Source organism: Nocardia brasiliensis ATCC 700358 (genome assembly GCF_000250675.2).
Classification (GTDB): Bacteria; Actinomycetota; Actinomycetes; order Mycobacteriales; family Mycobacteriaceae; genus Nocardia; species Nocardia brasiliensis_B.
On the sequence record NC_018681.1, the window covers coordinates 9,339,513 to 9,358,665 of the forward strand.

Annotated in this window: 20 protein-coding genes; 12 read left to right on the forward strand and 8 right to left on the reverse strand. The window is 68.0% G+C overall.

Annotated elements, in window-relative coordinates:
- Positions 1-190: 190 nt before the first annotated feature.
- The gene (locus O3I_RS41825; protein WP_041565004.1) at positions 191-1,153 is read left to right on the forward strand and encodes an alpha/beta fold hydrolase; all 963 of its coding nucleotides are present in this window, start codon (positions 191-193) and stop codon (positions 1,151-1,153) included.
- Between the two features lie 234 nt (positions 1,154-1,387).
- On the forward strand, positions 1,388-1,675 hold the full coding sequence (locus O3I_RS41830; RefSeq protein ID WP_014989136.1) for a hypothetical protein: 288 nt from the start codon (positions 1,388-1,390) through the stop codon (positions 1,673-1,675).
- 60 nt (positions 1,676-1,735) lie between these two features.
- Here O3I_RS41830 and O3I_RS46985 read toward each other — a convergent pair whose 3' ends face one another.
- Entirely contained in the window at positions 1,736-2,551 is an 816-nt protein-coding gene (locus tag O3I_RS46985; protein WP_424769594.1) for an acetyl-CoA acetyltransferase, read from the reverse strand.
- Positions 2,443-2,970 carry a hypothetical protein gene (locus tag O3I_RS46990; RefSeq protein WP_337587876.1) on the reverse strand — a complete coding sequence of 176 codons (528 nt, stop codon included), beginning with the start codon at positions 2,968-2,970 and terminating at the stop codon, positions 2,443-2,445. Before O3I_RS46990 ends, O3I_RS46985 begins: the two co-directional genes overlap by 109 nt.
- Positions 2,971-3,390: 420 nt before the next feature.
- Here O3I_RS46990 and O3I_RS41840 point away from each other — a divergent pair, with 420 nt between their 5' ends.
- Genes O3I_RS41840 through O3I_RS41850 form a run of 3 tightly spaced genes read left to right on the forward strand, consistent with a single transcriptional unit; the run spans position 3,391 to position 6,941 of the window.
- Positions 3,391-4,221, forward strand: coding sequence for a hypothetical protein (locus O3I_RS41840; RefSeq protein ID WP_014989138.1), 831 nt, complete (start codon positions 3,391-3,393; stop codon positions 4,219-4,221).
- 30 nt (positions 4,222-4,251) lie between these two features.
- Positions 4,252-6,192, forward strand: a complete 1,941-nt coding sequence (locus O3I_RS41845) for a fumarate reductase/succinate dehydrogenase flavoprotein subunit (RefSeq protein ID WP_041563209.1) — start codon at positions 4,252-4,254, stop codon at positions 6,190-6,192.
- 2 nt (positions 6,193-6,194) lie between these two features.
- Positions 6,195-6,941 carry a succinate dehydrogenase/fumarate reductase iron-sulfur subunit gene (locus tag O3I_RS41850; RefSeq protein ID WP_014989140.1) on the forward strand — a complete coding sequence of 249 codons (747 nt, stop codon included), beginning with the start codon at positions 6,195-6,197 and terminating at the stop codon, positions 6,939-6,941.
- Positions 6,942-7,007: 66 nt separating this feature from the next.
- Here the strand turns inward: O3I_RS41850 and O3I_RS41855 are convergent, their stop codons facing one another.
- From O3I_RS41855 to O3I_RS41870, 4 genes are all read right to left on the reverse strand, one after another.
- On the reverse strand, positions 7,008-7,193 hold the full coding sequence (locus O3I_RS41855) for a hypothetical protein (protein ID WP_226887113.1): 186 nt from the start codon (positions 7,191-7,193) through the stop codon (positions 7,008-7,010).
- A gap of 112 nt (positions 7,194-7,305) precedes the next feature.
- Entirely contained in the window at positions 7,306-7,530 is a 225-nt protein-coding gene (locus O3I_RS41860) for a DUF397 domain-containing protein (protein WP_014989142.1), read from the reverse strand.
- A gap of 30 nt (positions 7,531-7,560) precedes the next feature.
- Positions 7,561-7,764 (reverse strand): DUF397 domain-containing protein, encoded by a 204-nt coding sequence (locus O3I_RS41865; protein WP_041563211.1) that lies wholly within the window; start codon positions 7,762-7,764, stop codon positions 7,561-7,563.
- The gene (locus O3I_RS41870) at positions 7,761-8,672 is read right to left on the reverse strand and encodes a helix-turn-helix domain-containing protein (RefSeq protein ID WP_014989144.1); all 912 of its coding nucleotides are present in this window, start codon (positions 8,670-8,672) and stop codon (positions 7,761-7,763) included. The genes O3I_RS41865 and O3I_RS41870 overlap by 4 nt, the downstream gene beginning before the upstream one ends.
- Before the next feature lie 312 nt (positions 8,673-8,984).
- Between O3I_RS41870 and O3I_RS41875 the strand changes: the two genes are divergently transcribed.
- The 3 genes from O3I_RS41875 (at position 8,985) to O3I_RS41885 (ending at position 11,125) form a co-directional block, all read left to right on the forward strand.
- A complete protein-coding gene (locus tag O3I_RS41875; protein WP_014989145.1) occupies positions 8,985-9,305 on the forward strand; it encodes a hypothetical protein in 321 nt (106 codons plus the stop codon).
- Positions 9,305-9,511, forward strand: a complete 207-nt coding sequence (locus tag O3I_RS41880; protein ID WP_014989146.1) for a hypothetical protein — start codon at positions 9,305-9,307, stop codon at positions 9,509-9,511. The genes O3I_RS41875 and O3I_RS41880 overlap by 1 nt, the downstream gene beginning before the upstream one ends.
- 84 nt (positions 9,512-9,595) lie before the next feature.
- Entirely contained in the window at positions 9,596-11,125 is a 1,530-nt protein-coding gene (locus tag O3I_RS41885; protein WP_014989147.1) for an alpha/beta fold hydrolase, read from the forward strand.
- 51 nt (positions 11,126-11,176) lie between these two features.
- On the opposite strand, the gene O3I_RS41890 is transcribed toward O3I_RS41885, so the two are convergent.
- On the reverse strand, positions 11,177-13,057 hold the full coding sequence (locus O3I_RS41890) for an ABC transporter ATP-binding protein (RefSeq protein ID WP_014989148.1): 1,881 nt from the start codon (positions 13,055-13,057) through the stop codon (positions 11,177-11,179).
- A 315-nt stretch (positions 13,058-13,372) separates the two neighbouring features.
- Here O3I_RS41890 and O3I_RS41895 point away from each other — a divergent pair, with 315 nt between their 5' ends.
- Positions 13,373-16,180: an FAD-binding and (Fe-S)-binding domain-containing protein gene (locus O3I_RS41895; RefSeq protein ID WP_014989149.1), complete on the forward strand. Its 2,808-nt coding sequence runs from the start codon at positions 13,373-13,375 to the stop codon at positions 16,178-16,180.
- A 404-nt stretch (positions 16,181-16,584) separates the two neighbouring features.
- Positions 16,585-17,532 carry a DNA-3-methyladenine glycosylase family protein gene (locus tag O3I_RS41900; protein WP_014989151.1) on the forward strand — a complete coding sequence of 316 codons (948 nt, stop codon included), beginning with the start codon at positions 16,585-16,587 and terminating at the stop codon, positions 17,530-17,532.
- 7 nt (positions 17,533-17,539) lie between these two features.
- Here the strand turns inward: O3I_RS41900 and O3I_RS41905 are convergent, their stop codons facing one another.
- Positions 17,540-18,271 (reverse strand): TetR/AcrR family transcriptional regulator, encoded by a 732-nt coding sequence (locus O3I_RS41905; RefSeq protein WP_014989152.1) that lies wholly within the window; start codon positions 18,269-18,271, stop codon positions 17,540-17,542.
- 200 nt (positions 18,272-18,471) lie between these two features.
- On the opposite strand from O3I_RS41905, the gene O3I_RS41910 reads away from it, so the two are divergent.
- Both O3I_RS41910 and O3I_RS41915 read left to right on the forward strand, forming a co-directional pair.
- On the forward strand, positions 18,472-18,732 hold the full coding sequence (locus O3I_RS41910) for a FitA-like ribbon-helix-helix domain-containing protein (RefSeq protein ID WP_237748223.1): 261 nt from the start codon (positions 18,472-18,474) through the stop codon (positions 18,730-18,732).
- Entirely contained in the window at positions 18,729-19,151 is a 423-nt protein-coding gene (locus tag O3I_RS41915; RefSeq protein WP_014989154.1) for a type II toxin-antitoxin system VapC family toxin, read from the forward strand. Before O3I_RS41910 ends, O3I_RS41915 begins: the two co-directional genes overlap by 4 nt.
- Positions 19,152-19,153: the final 2 nt, after the last annotated feature.

Here is a 19,153-nt window from a genome sequence, read left to right on the forward strand (position 1 = left end):
GTTCTATATCTATAGATCTGTAGATTTTGCAGGTCGGGGGAGAGGTAGGGGGTGGGGGTACGTGTCGGCTTCAGTTGGACAACTTGTGCGTAACGCCTGGTATGTGGGGGTAACGGGGCGGAAATATCTATCGACAACCGGGCAAGAACGATCCGCTTGGATGCACCCTCCACAGGAGGTCGTCATGTCCATGACTATTTCGCGCTGCGCTGCCGACTACGACGGTCACCGTGTCACGGTGACGGCTACGGACGGTGTCCCGCTGTCGGTCCGCGTGTTCGGCGGCGATACCGCGACGGTGACCGTCGTGTTCGCGCACGGGCACTGCTTACGCACCGAATCCTGGTCTTTCCTGCGCGATCACCTGTTGCGCCGCTGGGCGGACGCCGACACCAGGATGGTGTTCTACGACCATCGCGGGCACGGCGAATCCGGCGAGGCGCACCCCTCGACCTACACGATCGACCAACTCGGGCACGACCTCGACACCGTGCTGCGCACCGTCGCACCGACCGGGCCGGTCGTGCTGGTCGGGCATTCGATGGGCGCGATGGTGGTGCTGGCCTATGCGCGGCTCTTCCCGGAAACGATCGGCACCCGCATCGTCGGCGTCGGCTTGATCGCCGGCGCCGCCAACGGCCTCACCGAGGTCGGTCTGGGCCGCTTCCTGAAACGACGCGCGGTGCACTCGCTGCAGGTGGCGGTGGTGCGCGCGCCCCGCGTGATGCAGGGCTCCAAGCGGATGTCGCGCCGGATCTTCGAGCCGATCATGCGCGCGGCGAATTCCGGTACCAGACGGGTCAATCCGCGCATGGTCGCGGTCGCGACCGCCATGCTGAACGAGACCCCGCTGCTGACCATGTCGAGCTTCCTCGCCTCGCTGATGACCTTCGACGAGACGGCGACCCTGCACCGGCTCGGCAGCATCCCCGCCCTGGTGCTCGCGGGCACCGCGGACATCGTGGTGCCGTTCGCGCACTCGGTGGTGCTCGCGTCACAGCTGGCGGGATCGCAGCTGGTGCCGCTGGAGGGCGCGGGACACAGCGTGATCTTCGAACGCGCCGAGGAGGTGGCGCTGTCTCTCGCCGGACTGGTCGACCAGGTCGTCGGCACCCTGCGCGGACAGGGCCCGGAGTACGCGGTCGCGGGCTGACACATCGGCCGTCGGTGTTTCACACCAGCGCCGACGGCCGGTCACGGGCAACTTTTGGGCGAACTACCGAAGATCGCTACTCGACGAGCCAGAAATCGATTCCTTCTGTACTGTGTTAGAGATCACGTTGTGTGGTGAGTCACACGACTTGGTGACGCGCGTTTCCTGGCAGACCATGGAACGAACCGCTACCCACCGAGTTCGCATGTGCCGCCAGGAACACAGGAGGTATCGATGACACGCAGCGAAATCGCGGAACTCCGCTATGCGGTCGGCCAGCTCCGGCAATCCATCGGCGCACTGCGGACGCACTATGGCGACGCGAACATGGTGCGCCGGTTGGAGAACGACCTCGAACGGCTCGTCATCGACGCCGACGAGATCGAGCAGGCCCCGCCGCCGGAGGTGCGTCGCCGTCCGCAGGACACCATCTACGTCCCGGACAGCAAATCCGACGAGGCCGCCTGGATGGGCGCACAGGACGAGGGTCTGGGCTTCCACTCCCGGCCGCGCACCAAGTAGGTCCGGACAGATACTTCGCGGGCCCGTTCCGTGCCGGTGGGCCCGCGATGTGCTGTGTGCTCAGGCCCGGTGCCGGCCGAAGCGACGATTCGGCCGCGCGCCATGGAACCGGGCACCACGGGGGACATCCGGCACCGGGGTGGACCCGGCCGATTCGAACAGCGCCGCGATGCCGTGGTCGTGGCCGAGCGCGATGGCCTCCAGTCCGTAACTCCCGTTGGTCCGGGCGAGTTCGTGCAGCATCGTGGTCATGATGCGCAGGCCGGTCGCGCCGACCGGATGCCCGAGCGCGATGGTCGAACCGTTCACATTGAGCCGTTCCCGCGGATCGAAATCCCAGGCCCTCGTCAACGCCAGCACCTGCACCGCGAACCCCTCGTCCACCTCGACCAGATCGAGGTCGTCGAGCCGCAGCCCGGTGCGCCCGAGCAGCTTGGCCACGGCCGGTGCGACGCCGAGAGTCGCTGGGCCCGAATCACTTCCGGCCGCGGCCCAGCCGACCAGGTACGCCGTCGGCGTCAGGCCGAGATCCGCGAGCCGATCCTCGGCGACCACCAGGCAGGCGGCCGCGCCGCGCCGGTGTGCGCTCATGTTGCCCATGGTCACCACACCGTCCGACCGCAACGGGCGCAACGCCGCCAAGCTGTAGGCGGAGACCTCGTCATCGACCCCCTCATCGCGCAGGATCCGGTGGCCCCCAGTGCCTTCGCTGCCTCGATCGTGCCCGCGCAGGCCATGGGCGGGCTCATCGATCACCCCCACCGGAATCACCTCGGCGGCGAACTTGCCCTGCCGCCAGGCGCGCGCCGCCTTGCGGTGACTGGCCACCGCGAACTCGTCGGCGTCGGCCCGGCCGATGCCGTAGTAGCGCGCCAGGTCCTCGGCATTCGCCAAAACAGCGGGGTCGACCGGCACGCCGGGGCGAGCGCCGACCGCCGGGGCGCACTCCACCCGCCCGCCACCACCACGTCGGCGGCACCGGTCTGCACCATCATCGCGGCCGTGAGCACCGCTTGCAGGCCGCTGCCGCAACGCCGATCGGTGAGAAAGCCGGGTACGGCCAACGGTAGACCCGCACCCCGCGCGGCCGCTCTGCTCAGTTCGGGCCCCGCGGGCAGCCCGCCGTCGACGCAGGCCAGCGCGACATCTTCGACCCGGGCCGGGTCGATGCCGGAACCTTCGACCACCGCGGCGAGCACGGTCGAGGCCAGCCATTCCGGCGGCATCCCGGCCAGTGCGCCCCCTTCGATCCCGCTCGGCGTGCGGACCGGCGCGACGATCGCGGCTCTTTTCACCTGGCTCTCCTTCCCCCGGCCGCGTCCGCACCGCACCGGCACTGCCGGTCGAGGTGGACGCGGCCGCTGCCGTGCCCATCGGTGCACGTCAGCGGGTACATCTCGGGGAAAGGTGACCACAGATTTGTTGCCGCCGTGTGACGATCGGCGCGTCGTGATTTCAACCCGAGGTTTTGTTCCGGGCGACCTTGCTCGAATCCTGTTCCGTTTTAGTCGAGTTCGAAGTGTTTGCGGTCCGTTCACCGCTCTGCGCTGTCTGTTGAAGCGACATGGAATGTGGCGCAAATCACGGGCATCCCGGCGGGTCCGGAATGCCGGGACCCCGCTCGAGCGATAGCGGGGGTGTCGTATGGTGCTGGGCATCACATTCGATTGCGGAGGGAATCGATCCCCCCGCACAGCAGAGCGAGGCATCCACCTGTGAGTGCCGCACCGACCGCCACCCCGGAGACGGGGACCGGCGTCTTCAGCAAGACCAGGGCCCGAATCTCCGAGCGCACGCTGCGTACCGATCGATGGTGGGTACCGCCGTTGATCACGGTGCTCGGGCTCGGCGCGTTCGTCATCTACGCGACGATCAGATCCTATGTGCGAACGGCATATTGGGTGCCGGACTACCACTACCTGACGCCGTTCTATTCCCCGTGCCTGAGCACCTCGTGCGTCGAGGGGTCCAGTCACTTCGGCACGCCGTTCGGCGACCTGCCCGCGATCCTGCCGCTCGGCTTCGTCGTGCTGCCGTTCCTGCTCGGCTTCCGTTTGACCTGCTATTACTACCGCAAGGCCTACTACCGGGCCGTGTGGTTCTCCCCGCCCGCCTGCGCGGTCGCCGAGCCGCACGCCAAGTACACCGGTGAGACCCGGTTGCCGCTGATCATCCAGAACGCGCACCGCTACTTCTTCTATGTGGCGCTGCTCGTTTCGGTGATCAACACCTATGACGCGGCGGTCGCGTTCCACGGCAAGGACGGCGGTTTCGGTTTCGGCCTCGGCAATATCGTGCTGTGGGTCAACGTGATCCTGCTGTGGGCTTACACCCTGTCCTGCCATTCCTGCCGGCATATCGCGGGTGGTCGGCTCAAGAACTTCTCCGCGCATCCGGTGCGCTATTGGTTCTGGACCCAGGTCTCCAAATTGAACACCCGGCATATGGCGCTGGCCTGGACCACGCTCGGCACCCTCGTGCTGACCGACTTCTACGTCATGTTGGTGGCCAGCAAGACGATTTCGGACTTGCGGTTCATCAACTGATCCGCCTCAACCCCAGGAGTATTCGCGGCCATGCCAGAAGTGGAACGGCACAAGTACGACGTCGTCGTGATCGGAGCCGGTGGCGCCGGATTGCGCGCGGTGATCGAGGCCAGGGAACACGGCCATTCCGTCGCGGTGGTGTGCAAATCCTTGTTCGGCAAGGCGCACACCGTGATGGCCGAAGGCGGCTGCGCCGCGTCGATGGGTAATGCCAACGAGAAGGACAACTGGCAGACCCATTTCAAGGACACGATGCGCGGCGGCAAGTTCCTGAACAACTGGCGCATGGCCGAACTGCATGCCCAGGAGGCGCCCGACCGGGTGTGGGAGCTGGAAACCTATGGGGCACTGTTCGATCGGACCGCCGACGGCCGGATCAGCCAGCGCAACTTCGGTGGCCACACCTACCCGCGGCTCGCACACGTGGGCGACCGGACCGGCCTGGAGATCATCCGCACCATGCAGCAGAAGATCGTCTCGCTGCAGCAGGAGGACTTCGCGGCGACCGGCGACTACGAGTCGCGGATCAAGGTCTTCTCCGAGTGCACGATCACCGAACTGCTCAAGGACGGCGACCGCATCTCGGGCGCGTTCGGCTACTGGCGCGAATCCGGCCGTTTCATCCTGTTCGAAACGCCCGCAGTGGTTTTGGCGACCGGCGGCATCGGCAAGTCGTACAAGGTGACCTCGAACTCGTGGGAGTACACCGGTGACGGTCACGCGCTCGCGCTGCGCGCCGGCGCGACGCTGATCAACATGGAGTTCCTGCAGTTCCACCCGACCGGGATGGTCTGGCCGCCGAGCGTCAAGGGCATCCTGGTCACCGAGGGTGTGCGCGGCGACGGCGGGGTGCTCAAGAACACCGAAGGCAAGCGGTTCATGTTCGACTACATCCCGCCGGTCTTCAAGGGGCAGTACGCCGAGACCGAGGAAGAAGCCGATCAGTGGTTGCGCGACAACGATTCCGCGCGCCGCACGCCCGACCTGCTGCCCCGCGACGAGGTCGCGCGGGCGATCAACGAGGAGGTCAAGGCAGGCCGCGGTACCCCGCACGGCGGAGTGTTCCTCGATATCGCCTCGCGGATGCCCGCCGAGGAGATCGTGCGGCGACTGCCCTCCATGCACCACCAGTTCAAAGAGCTCGCCGACGTGGACATCACGAAGGAGCCGATGGAGGTCGGCCCGACCTGTCACTACGTGATGGGCGGCGTCGAGGTCGATCCCGATACCGGCGCGGCGACCGTGCCCGGATTGTTCGCGGCCGGTGAGTGTTCCGGCGGCATGCACGGCTCCAACCGGCTGGGCGGCAACTCGCTCTCGGATCTGCTGGTGTTCGGCCGCCGGGCCGGCCTGGGCGCGGCCGCGTACGTCGAACGGCTCACCGAACGTCCCGCGGTCTCGGATGCCGATATCAGCGCGGCCGCGAAAGTGGCGCTGGCACCGTTCGATCCGCCGGCCGAGGGCGCGGGCGAGAACCCGTACACCCTGCACACCGATCTGCAGCAGACGATGAACGACCTGGTCGGGATCATCCGCAAGGAACACGAGGTGCGCGAGGCGCTCGCCAAGCTCGACGAGCTGCGTGCCCGGTTCCAGCAGGTCACCGTCGAGGGTCACCGCCAGTTCAACCCGGGCTGGCACCTCGCGCTCGACCTGGAGAACATGCTGCTGGTCAGCGAGTGCGTGGCGAAGGCGGCGCTGCTGCGCACCGAGAGCCGCGGCGGGCACACCCGCGACGATCACCCGTCGATGGATGCCGACTGGCGCAACAAGCTGTTGGTATGCGCGGTGGATCAGAGCACGACGGGCCAGGCCATCCCCGACGTCACAGTGACGCCCAAGGACCAGGTTCCGATGCGGCCGGAGCTGCTCGCCCTTTTCGACCTCGGCGAGCTCGAAAAGTACTACACCCCGGCCGAACTCGCCGGGCACCCGGCGACAGCCGGGAATTCGACAGAGCGAGAGGCGTAGCGATGGGTTACGACGCCAAATTCCGCGTATGGCGCGGCGATCTCGAGGGCGGCGAACTGCACGACTTCACCGTGGCGGTGAACGAGGGCGAGGTGGTGCTCGACATCATCCACCGGCTGCAGGCGACGCAGGCCCCCGATCTGGCCGTGCGCTGGAACTGCAAGGCGGGCAAGTGCGGATCGTGCTCGGCCGAGGTGAACGGGCGGCCGCGGCTGCTGTGCATGACCCGGATGTCCACCTTCACCGAGGCCGAGGTCATCACGGTGACCCCGATGCGCACCTTCCCGGTGATCAAGGATCTGGTCACCGACGTCTCGTTCAATTACCAGAAGGCGCGCGAGATTCCGTCGTTCACCCCGCCCGCGGATCTGAAGCCGGGCGACTACCGGATGAAGCAGGTGGACGTCGAGCGCTCGCAGGAGTTCCGCAAGTGCATCGAATGCTTCCTGTGCCAGAACACCTGCCACGTGGTGCGTGACCACGAGGAGAACAAGACGTCGTTCGCCGGGCCGCGGTTCCTGATGCGGATCGCCGAGCTGGAGATGCACCCGCTCGACGTCGGCGACCGGCGCGATTTGGCGCAGGACGAACAGGGTCTCGGCCTCTGCAATATCACCAAATGCTGTACCGAGGTCTGCCCGGAACATATCAAGATCACCGACAACGCGTTGATCCCGATGAAAGAGCGCGTGGCCGATCGGAAATACGATCCGCTGGTGTGGTTGGGCAACAAGCTGTTCCGCCGCTGAAATACCCGGATGCGCACCGGCCGAGACATTCTCGGCCGGTGCGCACTGCTATTTCCGGACCACCTTTTACAAGATCGCGACCACGCCGAGGGCTACCACCCACACCAGCGCCCCGACCAGCAGCGCCTGCACCAGTGAACCGGTGAGGAGGAAGACGCCGATCGAGGTCACCGCGAACAGCAGCGTGACGATCAGCCATTCCACCCAATCGCCCGGACGTAATTTCTTGTACGGGGAGTGGGAGTTCTTCAACCCACGGTCCATAAAGTATGGGCTACCCAAATGTTATCCAAGCGAAACGCTCGACCACGGCGCGTCGACGAGCCCGGCCAGCATCCGCCGCGGCCAGGCCGTCCTGCCGTTACTACTGCGGACGGTCGAACTCACCGTCCTGTACGCCCGCCGTGAACGCCGCCCACTCGGCGGGTGTGAAGACCAGCACGGGCCCGTCCGGGTTCTTGCCGTCGCGCAGGGCGACGTGTCCCTCGGCCAGCAGCGCCACCTCGACGCTGTCGTTACCCGCCGTTTCGCCCGCCGTGCGCCAGGTCGCGCCGGACAGGTCGACATTCGCACCACTGTTGACACTCACGAGTCGAACTCCTTGATCAGCGCCACGCGCTCAGGCGCGGGTGAATTCGCCGCCGGCCACACCGGAGGTGAATATGTCCCATTCCGCGGGGGTGAAAACCAGGGCCGGGCCGCCGGGATTCTTGCTGTCGCGCACGCCGACCTGCCCGCCGTCGAGAAAGGCCACCTCGACACAATCCTTGCTACCACTGCGGGTGCTCGTAAACCACTGCGCCCCAGCCAGATCGATACTCATGCCGCAAACTCCTTCGCTACCTGCCGGAGCAGATGTCTACTGGTTTGAATATCCAGCGCGGCGCGCTGGAGGCACGCGTGTGCCCGATGGTACCGCTGCACGTCGACCGGTCTTTCGAGGTAGAGATCCCCGGTGAAACCTTCTACATACACAACTGGGGGCTCTACCGGATGTCCCTTGCTATCTGTGCCGAACTCGAGCACGGTGAAAGGCCCCGTGGAATCTCCGAGCGGAATGCCGGCCGCGAACGGCAGGATACGCACAGCAACATTGTCGTTGGTACTCAAATCCGCAAGATGTCGTAGCTGCGCCGCCATCACTTTGGCGCCACCGACCACGCGGCGCAAGACCGACTCGTGCAACACCACGGCAACGGTCGCGGGGGAGGCCCGCCGGGAGATCAGGGCCTGGCGCTGTAACCGCAACTGCACCCGGCGTTCCAGTTCCGCCTCGGAATCACCCGGGTAGCCGAGACGATGCAGCGCCTTTGCGTAGTCCGCGGTTTGCAGCAGACCCAGTACCAGTTCCGATTGGTAGGAACTGAGTTGCTGGGCCGATGCTTCCAAACCCACGTAGACATCGAAGTTTTCGGGTATCAGGTCACCGTAGGCATGCCACCAGCTCTTGACCGCGGCCTGCTGGGCCAGGCCCTTGAGACCGTCGGCCAGCTCGTCCGGAATGCCGTAGATGCGGCACAGCTCTTGGATATCGATGGTGCGGATGCGGTCGGCCTGGCCCTTCTCCAACCGCTGCAAAGTGCTTGCGCCCCACTCCATCAGCCGCGAGGCCTCGGCGATGGTGAGACCCGCCTGGGTGCGCCAATCTCGCAGGTACCGGCCCAGCTGCCGGCGCGGTAGGGTAGAGGAAGCGCTCTCGGTACCGGACGGTCTGTCGTGATTTCCGGACACTCGCTCCGAACTCGTTGACGCTCTTGCCGAACTCGCTGACACAGCACGCTCCGTTCTGTGTTCGGCTGCTCACCCGCGGACAGGCGGGGGCAACCAGCAAGCTCGGTTCCCCGTCACTTCGCTTGGGCAGCGGGCTCTTTCGTCCACTATGGAGAATCCTGCCCTCCCGGCTGGTTTTCGTGCTGGGAATTCGCGCGAAATTTTTGGATATCCATCGCGGGCGTTGTTTCACCTCCCCGGCAATGGTGTGCTGGAAGTATGCCCGGCGTTGTCCGGGCACTCACCAGGAGTCGCCCGCAGGAACGAGGAGTCATGGCTGTACATGTCATCGCGTCGTCCTTGATGACCAGCGATCTCACTACCCACCGAGCACGCAGCGTCGGAGACGGCAGCTGGGTGGTGTCCTACCTGCCCGGTCGCACGCTGACGTGCGCGCAGGCCGTGGCGGCGCTGCGGGTTGCCGAAGTGGTGCCGGCGCTGCTGGACGTGGTCGGCGACCTCGCCGACGAGGTCGGGCTCACCGCGCTGGAGGCGGTGGGGATGGCGGTGCGGCAATCATCCTGGGAAACCGAGCATCCGGTTCCGTCTCGAAATCGGTGGCGAGCCACGGCCCTGCCGGCGGGAGTCGCCTGATGCAGCTCACCAATCTCAACATGCATGTGGCGGCGATGCTGGCCTGTGGCGCCGACCCCGGCATCATGACCGTCGAACAAGCCCACGCGGCAATGCAATTGCATCTCGACTGCACCGTGGACCGCTGTCGCGTGCGGCGGCGAGCCCGGACCACGCTGGTCGAGGAGGGCCGCTGCGTCCTGGACGAACGCGCACTGCCCTGCTGAGCCCGCTGCGCGCCTGAGCCGAACCCGCGCCGATCCGTTACCGTTGCCTGCGCGATGAGGTGTGTGCGGGAGAGGCGAACTCTGGTGGTGGTGCGGCTGTTCCGGCGTTCGTTGGCGGTCTTGACGGTGTCGCTGCTGGCCACGGTGCCGGTGGCCGGGTACGGCAGCGCCACGCCCGGCGCTGACCCGGCGCCCGGCGGCATGGAACGGTTCTATCGGCAGCAGCTCGCCTGGAAGCCTTGCGGCATCGACAATCTGGACAAAGCAGGCGGCGAGTGCGCGGACGTGCTGGTGCCGCTGGACTACGGCAAGCTCGACGGCCGCACCATGACGGTGGCGATCTCCCGGGTCAAGGCGGCCGAACCCGCCCGGCGACAAGGGATCTTGCTGGCGAACCCGGGCGGGCCCGGCGCCGAAGGCCTGGACAGCATCGATCTGCTCGGCGACGTGCTGTCCCCGGACGTGCTGGCCACCCATGATCTGATCGGGATGGATCCGCGAGGCGTCGGCGAATCCGGGCGCAGCAAGCGCTGCGGCTGGCCGGTCGGTGAGATGGTCCGGTCGGCGGGCCTGGATCTCTCCGGCTTCGTGCACGACACCGTGCAGTCCGCGGGCATGGCCGCCGGCTGCCTGGTGCACGACCCGGAGATGATGCGGCAGTTCACCACCCGCAACACCGCCCGGGACATGGACGTCGTGCGCGGCGTCCTCGACGAGCCGACGCTCGACTACTACGGCACGTCCTACGGCACCTATCTGGGCGCGGTGTTCACGCAACTCTTTCCGGCCCGCAGCGGGCGGATCGTGCTGGACAGCGCCATCGACCCGGACCGGTATTGGGCGGGGCTGGTGCAGGATTGGGGGCCGGCGGACGAGAACGCGCTGGACGACTGGGCCGCCTGGGCCGCGACGAAGGACGAGACATACCGGTTCGGCGGTACGCCGCAGCAGGTGCGGGCGACGGTCGAGCAGCTGATCCGCACGGCCGCACGGCAGTCGATCGTCATCGATGATTTCGCCGTCGACGACCACTGGCTGCCGTTCGTGCTGCACGGGATGCTGATGAACTTCCGGTTGAACGACGCACTGGCCCAGACCCTCCGGGAGATCGCCGACGCGGCGGGCGGCCCGCCGGCCAAGGCTCGCACGCCCCGGCTCGCCGCGATCCTGACCGCGCTGCGCGACGGCGAGAATTCGACGCTGGCCCAGATCGCCTGCGGTGACGCGGGTGTGCCGCGGGATCCGGGCTGGTATTGGCGCACGATCGAGGAAACCCGCACCACCCAGCCGGTTTTCGGTGCGATGGCGGGCAATATCCAACCGTGCGCGTTCTGGCCGGGACCGGTGGAGGCGCCGACGGTGGTGCGCAATGCGGTGCCCGCGCTGATCGTGCAGTCGACCGGCGACCCGCGCACGCCGTACCAGCACGCGCTACGGCTGCACCAGCAGCTGAGCGCGTCGAAGTTGGTCACGCTGCGAGATGTGCGTATCCACCTGACTTTTCGGCCGGACCTGAGCAGTTGCGTGAACGAGGCGATCAACACCTACTTCGCCGCAGGCGCACTGCCCGACACCGACGTGGACTGCTCCGCCGACAGCGCAGCGGCGAAATAGCACCGACGGCATCCGGCCCCGATGACCCCTCAGGCATCGGGGCCGGACCCGTCAGGCCGCGACGGTCGCCGGTTCGTCGGCGAACTGGGTCCGGTACAGCTCGGCGTACCGTCCCCCGGCGGCCAGCAGTTCGGTGTGGTTGCCGCGCTCGATGATTCGGCCGTCTTCCAGCACCAGGATCTGATCGGCGGCGCGGATGGTGGACAACCGGTGCGCGATGACCAGCGCGGTCCGGCCCGCCAGCGCTTCGGAGAGCGCCTCCTGCACCGCGGCTTCGGAAGTGGAGTCGAGCGAGGCGGTCGCCTCGTCCAGGATGACGACGCGCGGCTGCTTCAACAGCAGGCGGGCGATGGTCAGGCGCTGCCGTTCGCCGCCGGAGAGGCGGTAACCCCGCTCGCCGACCACGGTGTCGAGCCCGTCGGGCAACGATTCGACCAGGTCGCGTAACCGGGCGCGCTGCAAGGCATCCCAGAGTTCGTCGGTGGTCGCCTCCGGGCGGGCCAGCGCCAGATTCGCGCGGATCGTGGTGTGGAACAGGTGCCCGTCCTGGGTCACCAGGCCGACCGTATCGCGCAGGGAGGTGGTGCTCAGGTCCCGGACGTCGGTGCCGTTCAGCCGCACCGCGCCGCTGTCCACGTCGTACAGCCGCGAAACCAGCTGCGCGACCGTGGATTTGCCCGCGCCGGACGAGCCGACCAGCGCGACGAGCTGGCCGGGTTCGGCGCGCAGCGAGACGTTGTGCAGCACGTCGACCCCGCCGCGGGTGTCCAACGTCGCCACGTCTTCCAGCGAGGCGAGCGAGACCTTGTCGGCGGCCGGGTAGCCGAAGGTGACATCGTCCAGCTCCACCGCGACCGGCCCGCCGGGCACCGCGACCGCATCGGGCGCGTCCTCGATGAGCGGTTTCAGATCCAGCACCTCGAACACCCGCTCGAAGCTCACCAGCGCGGCCATGATCTCCATCCGGGCGCTGGCCAGCGCGGTCAGCGGGGTGTAGAGCCTGGTGAGCAGCAGCGACAGCGAGACGACCGCGCCCGCGTCGAGCTGGCCGCGCAGCGCGTACCACCCGCCGAGGCCGTAAACCAGGGCGAGCGCGAGCGCCGACACCAGGGTCAGCGAGGTGACGAACACGGTCTGCAACATCGCGGTCCGGACGCCGATATCGCGGACCCGGCGGGCGCGCAGCTCGAACTCGTCGGACTCCTGCCGCGGCCTGCCGAACAGCTTCACCAGCGTCGCACCCGGCGCGGAGAACCGTTCGGTCATCTGGGTGCTCATGGCCGCGTTGAGACCCGCCGCCTCGCGTTGCAGGCCGGCCAGCCGATTACCCATCCGGCGGGCGGGCACCACGAAGACCGGGAGCAGGACCAGGGCCAGCAGGGTGATCTGCCACGAGATCCGCACCATCACCGCGAGCGTGAGCGCCAAGGTCACCAGGTTCGTGATGACCCCGGACAGCGTGTCGCTGAACGCGCGCTGCGCGCCGATGACGTCGTTGTTCAACCGGCTGACCAGCGCGCCGGTCCTGGTCCGGGTGAAGAACGCGACCGGCATCCGCTGCACGTGATCGAACACCGCGGTTCGCAGATCCAGGATCAGGCCCTCGCCGATGCGCGAGGACAACCATCGGATCAGCACGCCGAGCACGGCATCGACCACGGCGATCAGTCCGATCACGACGGCCAGGGTGATCACGACGCGCGGCGCGGCCCCGCCGACGATGTCGTTGACCACCCGCCCGGCCAGCACCGGTGTCGCCACGCCGAGCAGCGCGGCGAGCACGCTGAACAGCAGGAACGCACCGATCCGCCGCCGATGCGGGGCGGCGAACCGGAGAATGCGGCGCGCGGTGGCCAGGCGGAACGGCCGCTGCTCTTCCGGCGCGTTCGCCCGCCGGTACATCTGGCTCCACGCCACCGATTCGATACTCACCTTTTGAGTCCTTTCACTCCCCACCCATTCAAGCCCTCGGCACCGACACTAAGACCTCAACAAAGGTTGAGCACAAGCCCATCCCGCGGGCATTTCTTCGGCGCACGGCAAAACCGGTCGGCCACGCGACACGGCAAACGCCGACTGCGGGGGCCACGCGCAGGCCCTGTCTCGAAGCCCGGCCGGTATCGCCGCGGTTCAGCTCGTCGCACGGCAAGGCTGAGCCGATACCGGGGTTGTCTCGGCGACGTGGCCAGGCGGCGAGCTGGTCCGTGGCGGCGCCGGACGGGACTTGGAGACAGGACCTAGGCTGGCGTGGTGACCGAGGACCGGGTGCTGGCGGCGTTGCGGGGGCGACTCACGGGTGAGGTCGATACATCGCAGCGGCGACGGGCGGAGTATGCGTCGGACGCGTCGAACTATCGGGTGCCGCCGCGGGCCGTGATCTTTCCGCGCGGCGACGAGGACGTGCGGACCACGCTGGAATTCGCCCGCGACGAAGGCCTGCCGGTGACCGCGCGCGGCGGCGGCACCTCGGTGGCGGGCAATGCGATCGGCCCCGGACTGGTGCTGGATTTCAGCAGGCATATGCGGCAGATCGTCGAACTCGATCCGCAGACCCGCCTCGCCCGGGTGCAGCCCGGCGTGGTGCTGGCGCAATTACAGAGCGCCGCAAAGCAATACGGGCTGCGGTTCGGCCCCGACCCCTCCACGCAGAACCGGTGCACCCTCGGCGGGATGATCGGCAACAACGCCTGCGGCCCGCGCGCGGTGGCCTGGGGACGCACCTCGGATACGGTGCGGGAACTGCGCATTCTCGACGGCACCGGCGTCGAGCGGCGACTCACGGACGAGCTGTCCGTGCTACCGGGGCTGGCCGAATTCACCGGGGCGAACCTCGCGGTACTGCGCACCGACCTGGGCCGCTTCGATCGGCAGGCGTCGGGGTACGGACTCGAACATCTTCTGCCCGAACGGGGTTCGTCGGTCGCGAAGGCGTTCGTCGGGTCGGAGGGCACCTGCGGCCTGCTGCTCGACGCCACCGTCGAGCTGGTCGCATTGCCGCGGGCGACCGTGCTCACGGTGCTCGGCTACCCCGATATCGCCACTGCCGCAGATGATGTCGCCGCCGTGCTGGCCTGCAAACCGACCGCCGTCGAAGGCATCGATGCGCGGCTGGTCGACGCGGTGCGCACCCATCGCGGCACCGTGCCCGAGCTGCCGCGCGGCGGCGGGTGGCTGTTCGTGGAGACCGCGGGCGAGAGCCGGGACGAGGCCATGGCCGGGGCCGACCAGCTACGCCGCTCGGCCGCGGCGGTGGACGCGCGCATCGTCACGGATCCGGTTGCAGCGGCGGCGCTTTGGCACATCCGCGCAGACGGCGCGGGGTTGGCCGGTCGCACACCGGACGGGCATCCGGCCTGGCCCGGCTGGGAAGACGCGGCGGTGCCACCGGAACGACTCGGCGCCTACCTGCGGGATTTCGCCGAGTTGACGCGGGCCCACGGGGTGGACGGGCTGCTATACGGCCACATCGGCGACGGCTGCATTCACGTGCGGCTCGACCTTCCGATCGCCGAGGCCCCGCAACGTTTCCGGCGGTTCCTGTTCGACGCCGCCGAATTGGTGGTGCGCCACGGCGGCTCACTGTCCGGTGAACACGGCGACGGCCGCGCGCGCTCGGAGTTGCTCGCGCTCATGTACTCCCGGCCGGTGCTCGACGTATTCGCCGGGTACAAGGCACTTTTCGATCCGGACAACGTGCTCAACCCCGGCGTGCTGGTGGCGCCGCGACCGCTCGACGCCGATCTGCGGGTGGCCGGGCTGCCCCTGTTGCCCGCCGCGGGCGGGTTCGCGTTCCCGCACGACAACGGTGATCTGAGCACGGCGGTGCACCGCTGCGTCGGCGTCGGGAAGTGCCGCGCGGACACCCGCGCGAGCGGCGGCTTCATGTGCCCGTCCTATCTGGCCACCAGGGATGAGAAGGACAGCACCCGCGGTCGGTCGCGGGTGCTGCAGGAGGTGGCCCGTGGCGCGCTGACGTGGTCGTCCGACGCGGTAGCCGAGTCCCTCGATCTGTGCCTGTCCTGCAAGGCCTGCGCCTCGGACTGCCCGGCCGGGGTCGACGTCGCCACCTACAAATCCGAGGCGCTGTATCGCCGTTACCGGCGCAGGCCGCGGCCGCTCGACCACTATTCGCTCGGGTGGTTGCCGCGGTGGCTGTCCCTGGCGACAAGAGTGCCGCGGGCCGCCAACGCGCTCGCCGAGATAGGTCCCCTGCGGCGAATCGGGTTGCGCGCGGCGGGGATCGACCCGCGCAGGCCGGTGCCAAGGCTCGCGGACCGCAGCTTCCGGCGGAGGTGGCGCGACCTCGGTGACGAGCCTTTCGCGCCCGGGCAAGCACATCCAGACGCGGCAGCGCAACGGCCCGAGGTGATGCTCTGGGTGGATACCTTCACCGACGCGTTCGACCCCGAGATAGCCATGGCCGCAGCGCGATTGGTGCACTCGCTCGGCTATCGGGTGCGCATTCCCGCCCGGCGGGTGTGCTGCGGGCTCACCTGGATCAGCACCGGACAGTTGGACGGTGCGCGGGCGCGGTTGCGCGCCACGCTGGACGCACTGGACGAACACGTCCGCGGCGGCGGCATCGTGCTCGGCCTGGAGCCCTCGTGCACCGCGGTCCTGCGATCCGACCTGCCCGAACTGCTGCCGGAGGATCCGCGCGCGGCGCCGACGGCACGGGCGGTACGCACGCTCGCCGAATTCCTGACCGACCAACCGGACTGGCGCCCGCCGCGCCGCTCGGACCATTCGGTGGTGGTGCAGCCGCATTGTCACCAGCACGCGGTGCTCGGCTTCGACGCCGATCGCCAACTGTTAACCAGAATGGGAATTACGGTGACCGAAATCACCGGCTGTTGCGGTCTGGCCGGAAACTTCGGAATGCAACGCGGCCATTACGACATTTCGGTCGCGGTGGCTGAGAACGGCCTGCTGCCCGCCCTGCGGACCGCGGCGGCGGAGACGGTATTCCTCGCCGACGGCTTCTCCTGCCGTACCCAGGCGGCCCAGCTGGCCGACCGCCCCGCCCGCCATCTGGCGCAGTTCCTGGTGCAGTAGTGAGGTTTCCAAGCCTGCATCGGACGCAAACGCGACGCGGGCACGGCCCCGATCAGCTACCGAAAGGCAGGGTGCCCGGCGGGATCTGGTAACCCGAACTGCCCGCGGAAACGCCACCCCAGGCGTTGAGCAACCAGTTGAGCAGGTTGGTGATCATGCGATACCTCCATACAGCGACCGGGGACGATACTCGGCGCGAACCGACCAGAGCGAACAACTCTGCCGGGTGTTTGCCGATCGCTCGAATATCGCCACCCCTATTCTTCGCGTTACAAAATACCGGCACGCTGCGGTGATGCATTGCCGGCATCGCCCAAGGGCCGAATGACGTTGGCGTGCACGATTTTGTGGATCTGCGGTGGAGCTGAACACGACCGGTTCGGACGGTCGGGCAGAATGGTCCGATGCACAGCGCGACGGTCGAGCCGGGAACCGGTCCCACCGGTCAGGCCAGGACCGTCACCTCCGACCGTCCGATCGACCTGGCCAGCACCATCGCTCCGCTGCGCCGCGGCGCCGGAGATCCGTGCCATCGCACGACCCCGGACGGCGCGCACTGGCACGCCTCCCGGATGGCTTCGGGGCCGGTCACCTACCGGCTGACCCAGTCGGGTCCGTGCGCGGTGCGAGCGCAAGCCTGGGGTCCGGGGACCGAAGAGTTCCTGGACGGGCTCGCACACATGCTCTGCCTGGACGAGGACCTGGACGGCTTCGCGCCGGATCATCCCAAGCTCGTCGAGGCCCATCGCCGATTCCCCGGCTTGCGCATGCTGCGCACCGGGTTGGTGTTCGAGGCGCTGGTACCGGCGGTGCTGGAGCAGAAGGTGCACACCGTCGCGGCGCGCGCCTCGTGGCGAAAGCTGGTGCGGCAGTTCGGCGATCCCGCGCCGGGACCGGCGCCGGAGGGCATGCGGGTGGCGCCGGACGCACAGACCTGGCGGCGCGTGCCGTCCTGGGCGTTTCACCGGGCCAACGTCGGCCCGCAGCGCGCGCAGACCATCGTGCGCGCCGCCCGGGTGGCGAGTTCGCTGGAACGCGCGGCCGATGTCGACCCGGTCGAGGCGGCGCGCCGAGTGCGGACCATCACCGGTATCGGGGTGTGGACCGCCGCCGAGATCGCCCAGCGGGCGTTCGGCGACGCGGACGCGCTGTCGGTCGGCGACTTCCACCTCGCCGCCGTGGTGGGCTGGACGCTGCTCGGCCATCCGATCGACGACGACACCATGGTCGAATACCTGGAACCGCTACGGCCGCACCGCTATCGGGCAGTGCGGCTGCTGGAGATCAGCGGGCAGGCGCACCGGCCCAAGTTCGGGCCGCGCACCCCGATCACCGATCACACCTGGCACTGAACCCCCACTAGCTGTTGCGCCGGGCGTCCAGCCCGTCGAGCACCCGGTCGAGCCCGTAGGCGAACCGTTTGTCCCGGGTCTGCGCGGGATCGGTGTTCCATTCCGCGTCGGGGGTCGTCGCCCGCAGCTGCGGGAACTCGCCCGCCGCGCGTTCGACGGCGGGTCGCAGGCTCGCCAGCAGTTCCGGCTCGGTCTGGTTGCTGCGGGCCAGCAGCGAGAGCCACGCAGCCTCGGTGATGCCGACGCCGATGATGTAGCCGAGCAGGGTGCCGATCGCGTCGGAGACCTCCTCGGTCGCGAAGCCGCCCGCGGCGAACACCTCGGCCATCCGCGCGTTCATCCGCATCACGTTCGGGCCCAGGTAATAGAGGCCGACCTGCCCCAGGGTCGAGGCGATCCACGGATGCCGCAGGATCATCGCGCGTAATTCGTCGGCACACTGGGCCGCCGCCGCGCGCCAAGCCGCGGAAGCGCCGGCGGTGGGCAGCCGGATCTCACCGTAGACCTCGTCGACCACCAGCTCGATCAGCTCGTCCCGATTCGCGACATGCCGGTAGAGCGAGGTCGCCCCCGCGTTCAGACGCGCGCCGAGCTGGCGCATGGTGAGCGCCTCCATGCCCTCGGCATCGAGCAGCGCGACCGCCGCGGTCACGATGTGCTCCCTGGTCAGAGCGGGTTGCTCACGGCCTTTGCGCGGCCGCGTCCACACCGATCCGACCTGATGCTGCTCGGCGGACATGCCGTCTCCTTCCGTCACGCCCGAGCGTAGCGCACAACGTTCTCCTTTGCGAACATAACTAAAAGTTGCGCACATGGTTCGCGGAGATCGGGAGCGGCAGCGAGCCCGCATTTCCGATTAGCCCGCGGTCAAGCAGTGCTAGCATTGAATGCAGTGCAGTCGGGTGGGCCGACCATGGCGCTGAGGTGGGGGTGCTAGTTATGGAGGTAGTTGCTGTGGCCACGTTGACGGTGCGCGGACTGGACGACGAACTACACGCGCGGTTACGCGTCCGCGCGGCACACAACGGCAGATCGATGGAGGCCGAGGTGCGCGAGATCCTGCGCGAGAAGCTCACCACCCCGGTCGCGCCCGCCGGTCTCGGCAGCCGGATTCATGCCCGAGCCGCCGCGGTCGAGGGATTCGAACTCGAGCTGCCCGAACGGAACCAGTACCCGCGCGTGGTGGAGTTCGACGAATGATCATCCTCGACACCAATGTGCTGTCCGAACTTCTGCGCCCGGCACCCGATCCCAATGTCCTCGCGTGGATGGACTCTTGGCCCGCCGACGAACTCGCGACCACCGCGGTGAGCGCTGCCGAACTCTGGCACGGCGTGGCTCGGCTACCCGACGGACGGCGAAAGACCGCGCTGGCCTATGTCATCGACGCGATGGTCGAGGAGGATCTCCGCGACCGGGTCGAGGCGTTCGATGTGCACGCGGCGGCACGGTTCGCGGAGATCGCTGCCGATCGGGCGCGACAGGGGCGGCCCATCGCCGTCTCGGATGGACAGATCGCGGCGATCTGCCACACCCGCGGGGCCGCCCTCGCCACGCGCAACACGAAAGATTTCGTCGACACCGGTATCGAGGTCATCGACCCCTGGGCGAATCGCTGAGG

Coding starts and splice junctions, on each gene's coding strand:
- O3I_RS41825 (WP_041565004.1), top strand. CDS start 191: ATGACTATTTCGCGCTGCGCTGCCGACTACGACGGTCACCGTGTCACG.
- O3I_RS41830 (WP_014989136.1), top strand. CDS start 1,388: ATGACACGCAGCGAAATCGCGGAACTCCGCTATGCGGTCGGCCAGCTC.
- O3I_RS41845 (WP_041563209.1), top strand. CDS start 4,252: ATGCCAGAAGTGGAACGGCACAAGTACGACGTCGTCGTGATCGGAGCC.
- O3I_RS41850 (WP_014989140.1), top strand. CDS start 6,195: ATGGGTTACGACGCCAAATTCCGCGTATGGCGCGGCGATCTCGAGGGC.
- O3I_RS41865 (WP_041563211.1), bottom strand. CDS start 7,764: ATGAGTATCGATCTGGCTGGGGCGCAGTGGTTTACGAGCACCCGCAGT.
- O3I_RS41875 (WP_014989145.1), top strand. CDS start 8,985: ATGGCTGTACATGTCATCGCGTCGTCCTTGATGACCAGCGATCTCACT.
- O3I_RS41880 (WP_014989146.1), top strand. CDS start 9,305: ATGCAGCTCACCAATCTCAACATGCATGTGGCGGCGATGCTGGCCTGT.
- O3I_RS41900 (WP_014989151.1), top strand. CDS start 16,585: ATGCACAGCGCGACGGTCGAGCCGGGAACCGGTCCCACCGGTCAGGCC.
- O3I_RS41905 (WP_014989152.1), bottom strand. CDS start 18,271: ATGTCCGCCGAGCAGCATCAGGTCGGATCGGTGTGGACGCGGCCGCGC.
- O3I_RS41910 (WP_237748223.1), top strand. CDS start 18,472: ATGGAGGTAGTTGCTGTGGCCACGTTGACGGTGCGCGGACTGGACGAC.
- O3I_RS41915 (WP_014989154.1), top strand. CDS start 18,729: ATGATCATCCTCGACACCAATGTGCTGTCCGAACTTCTGCGCCCGGCA.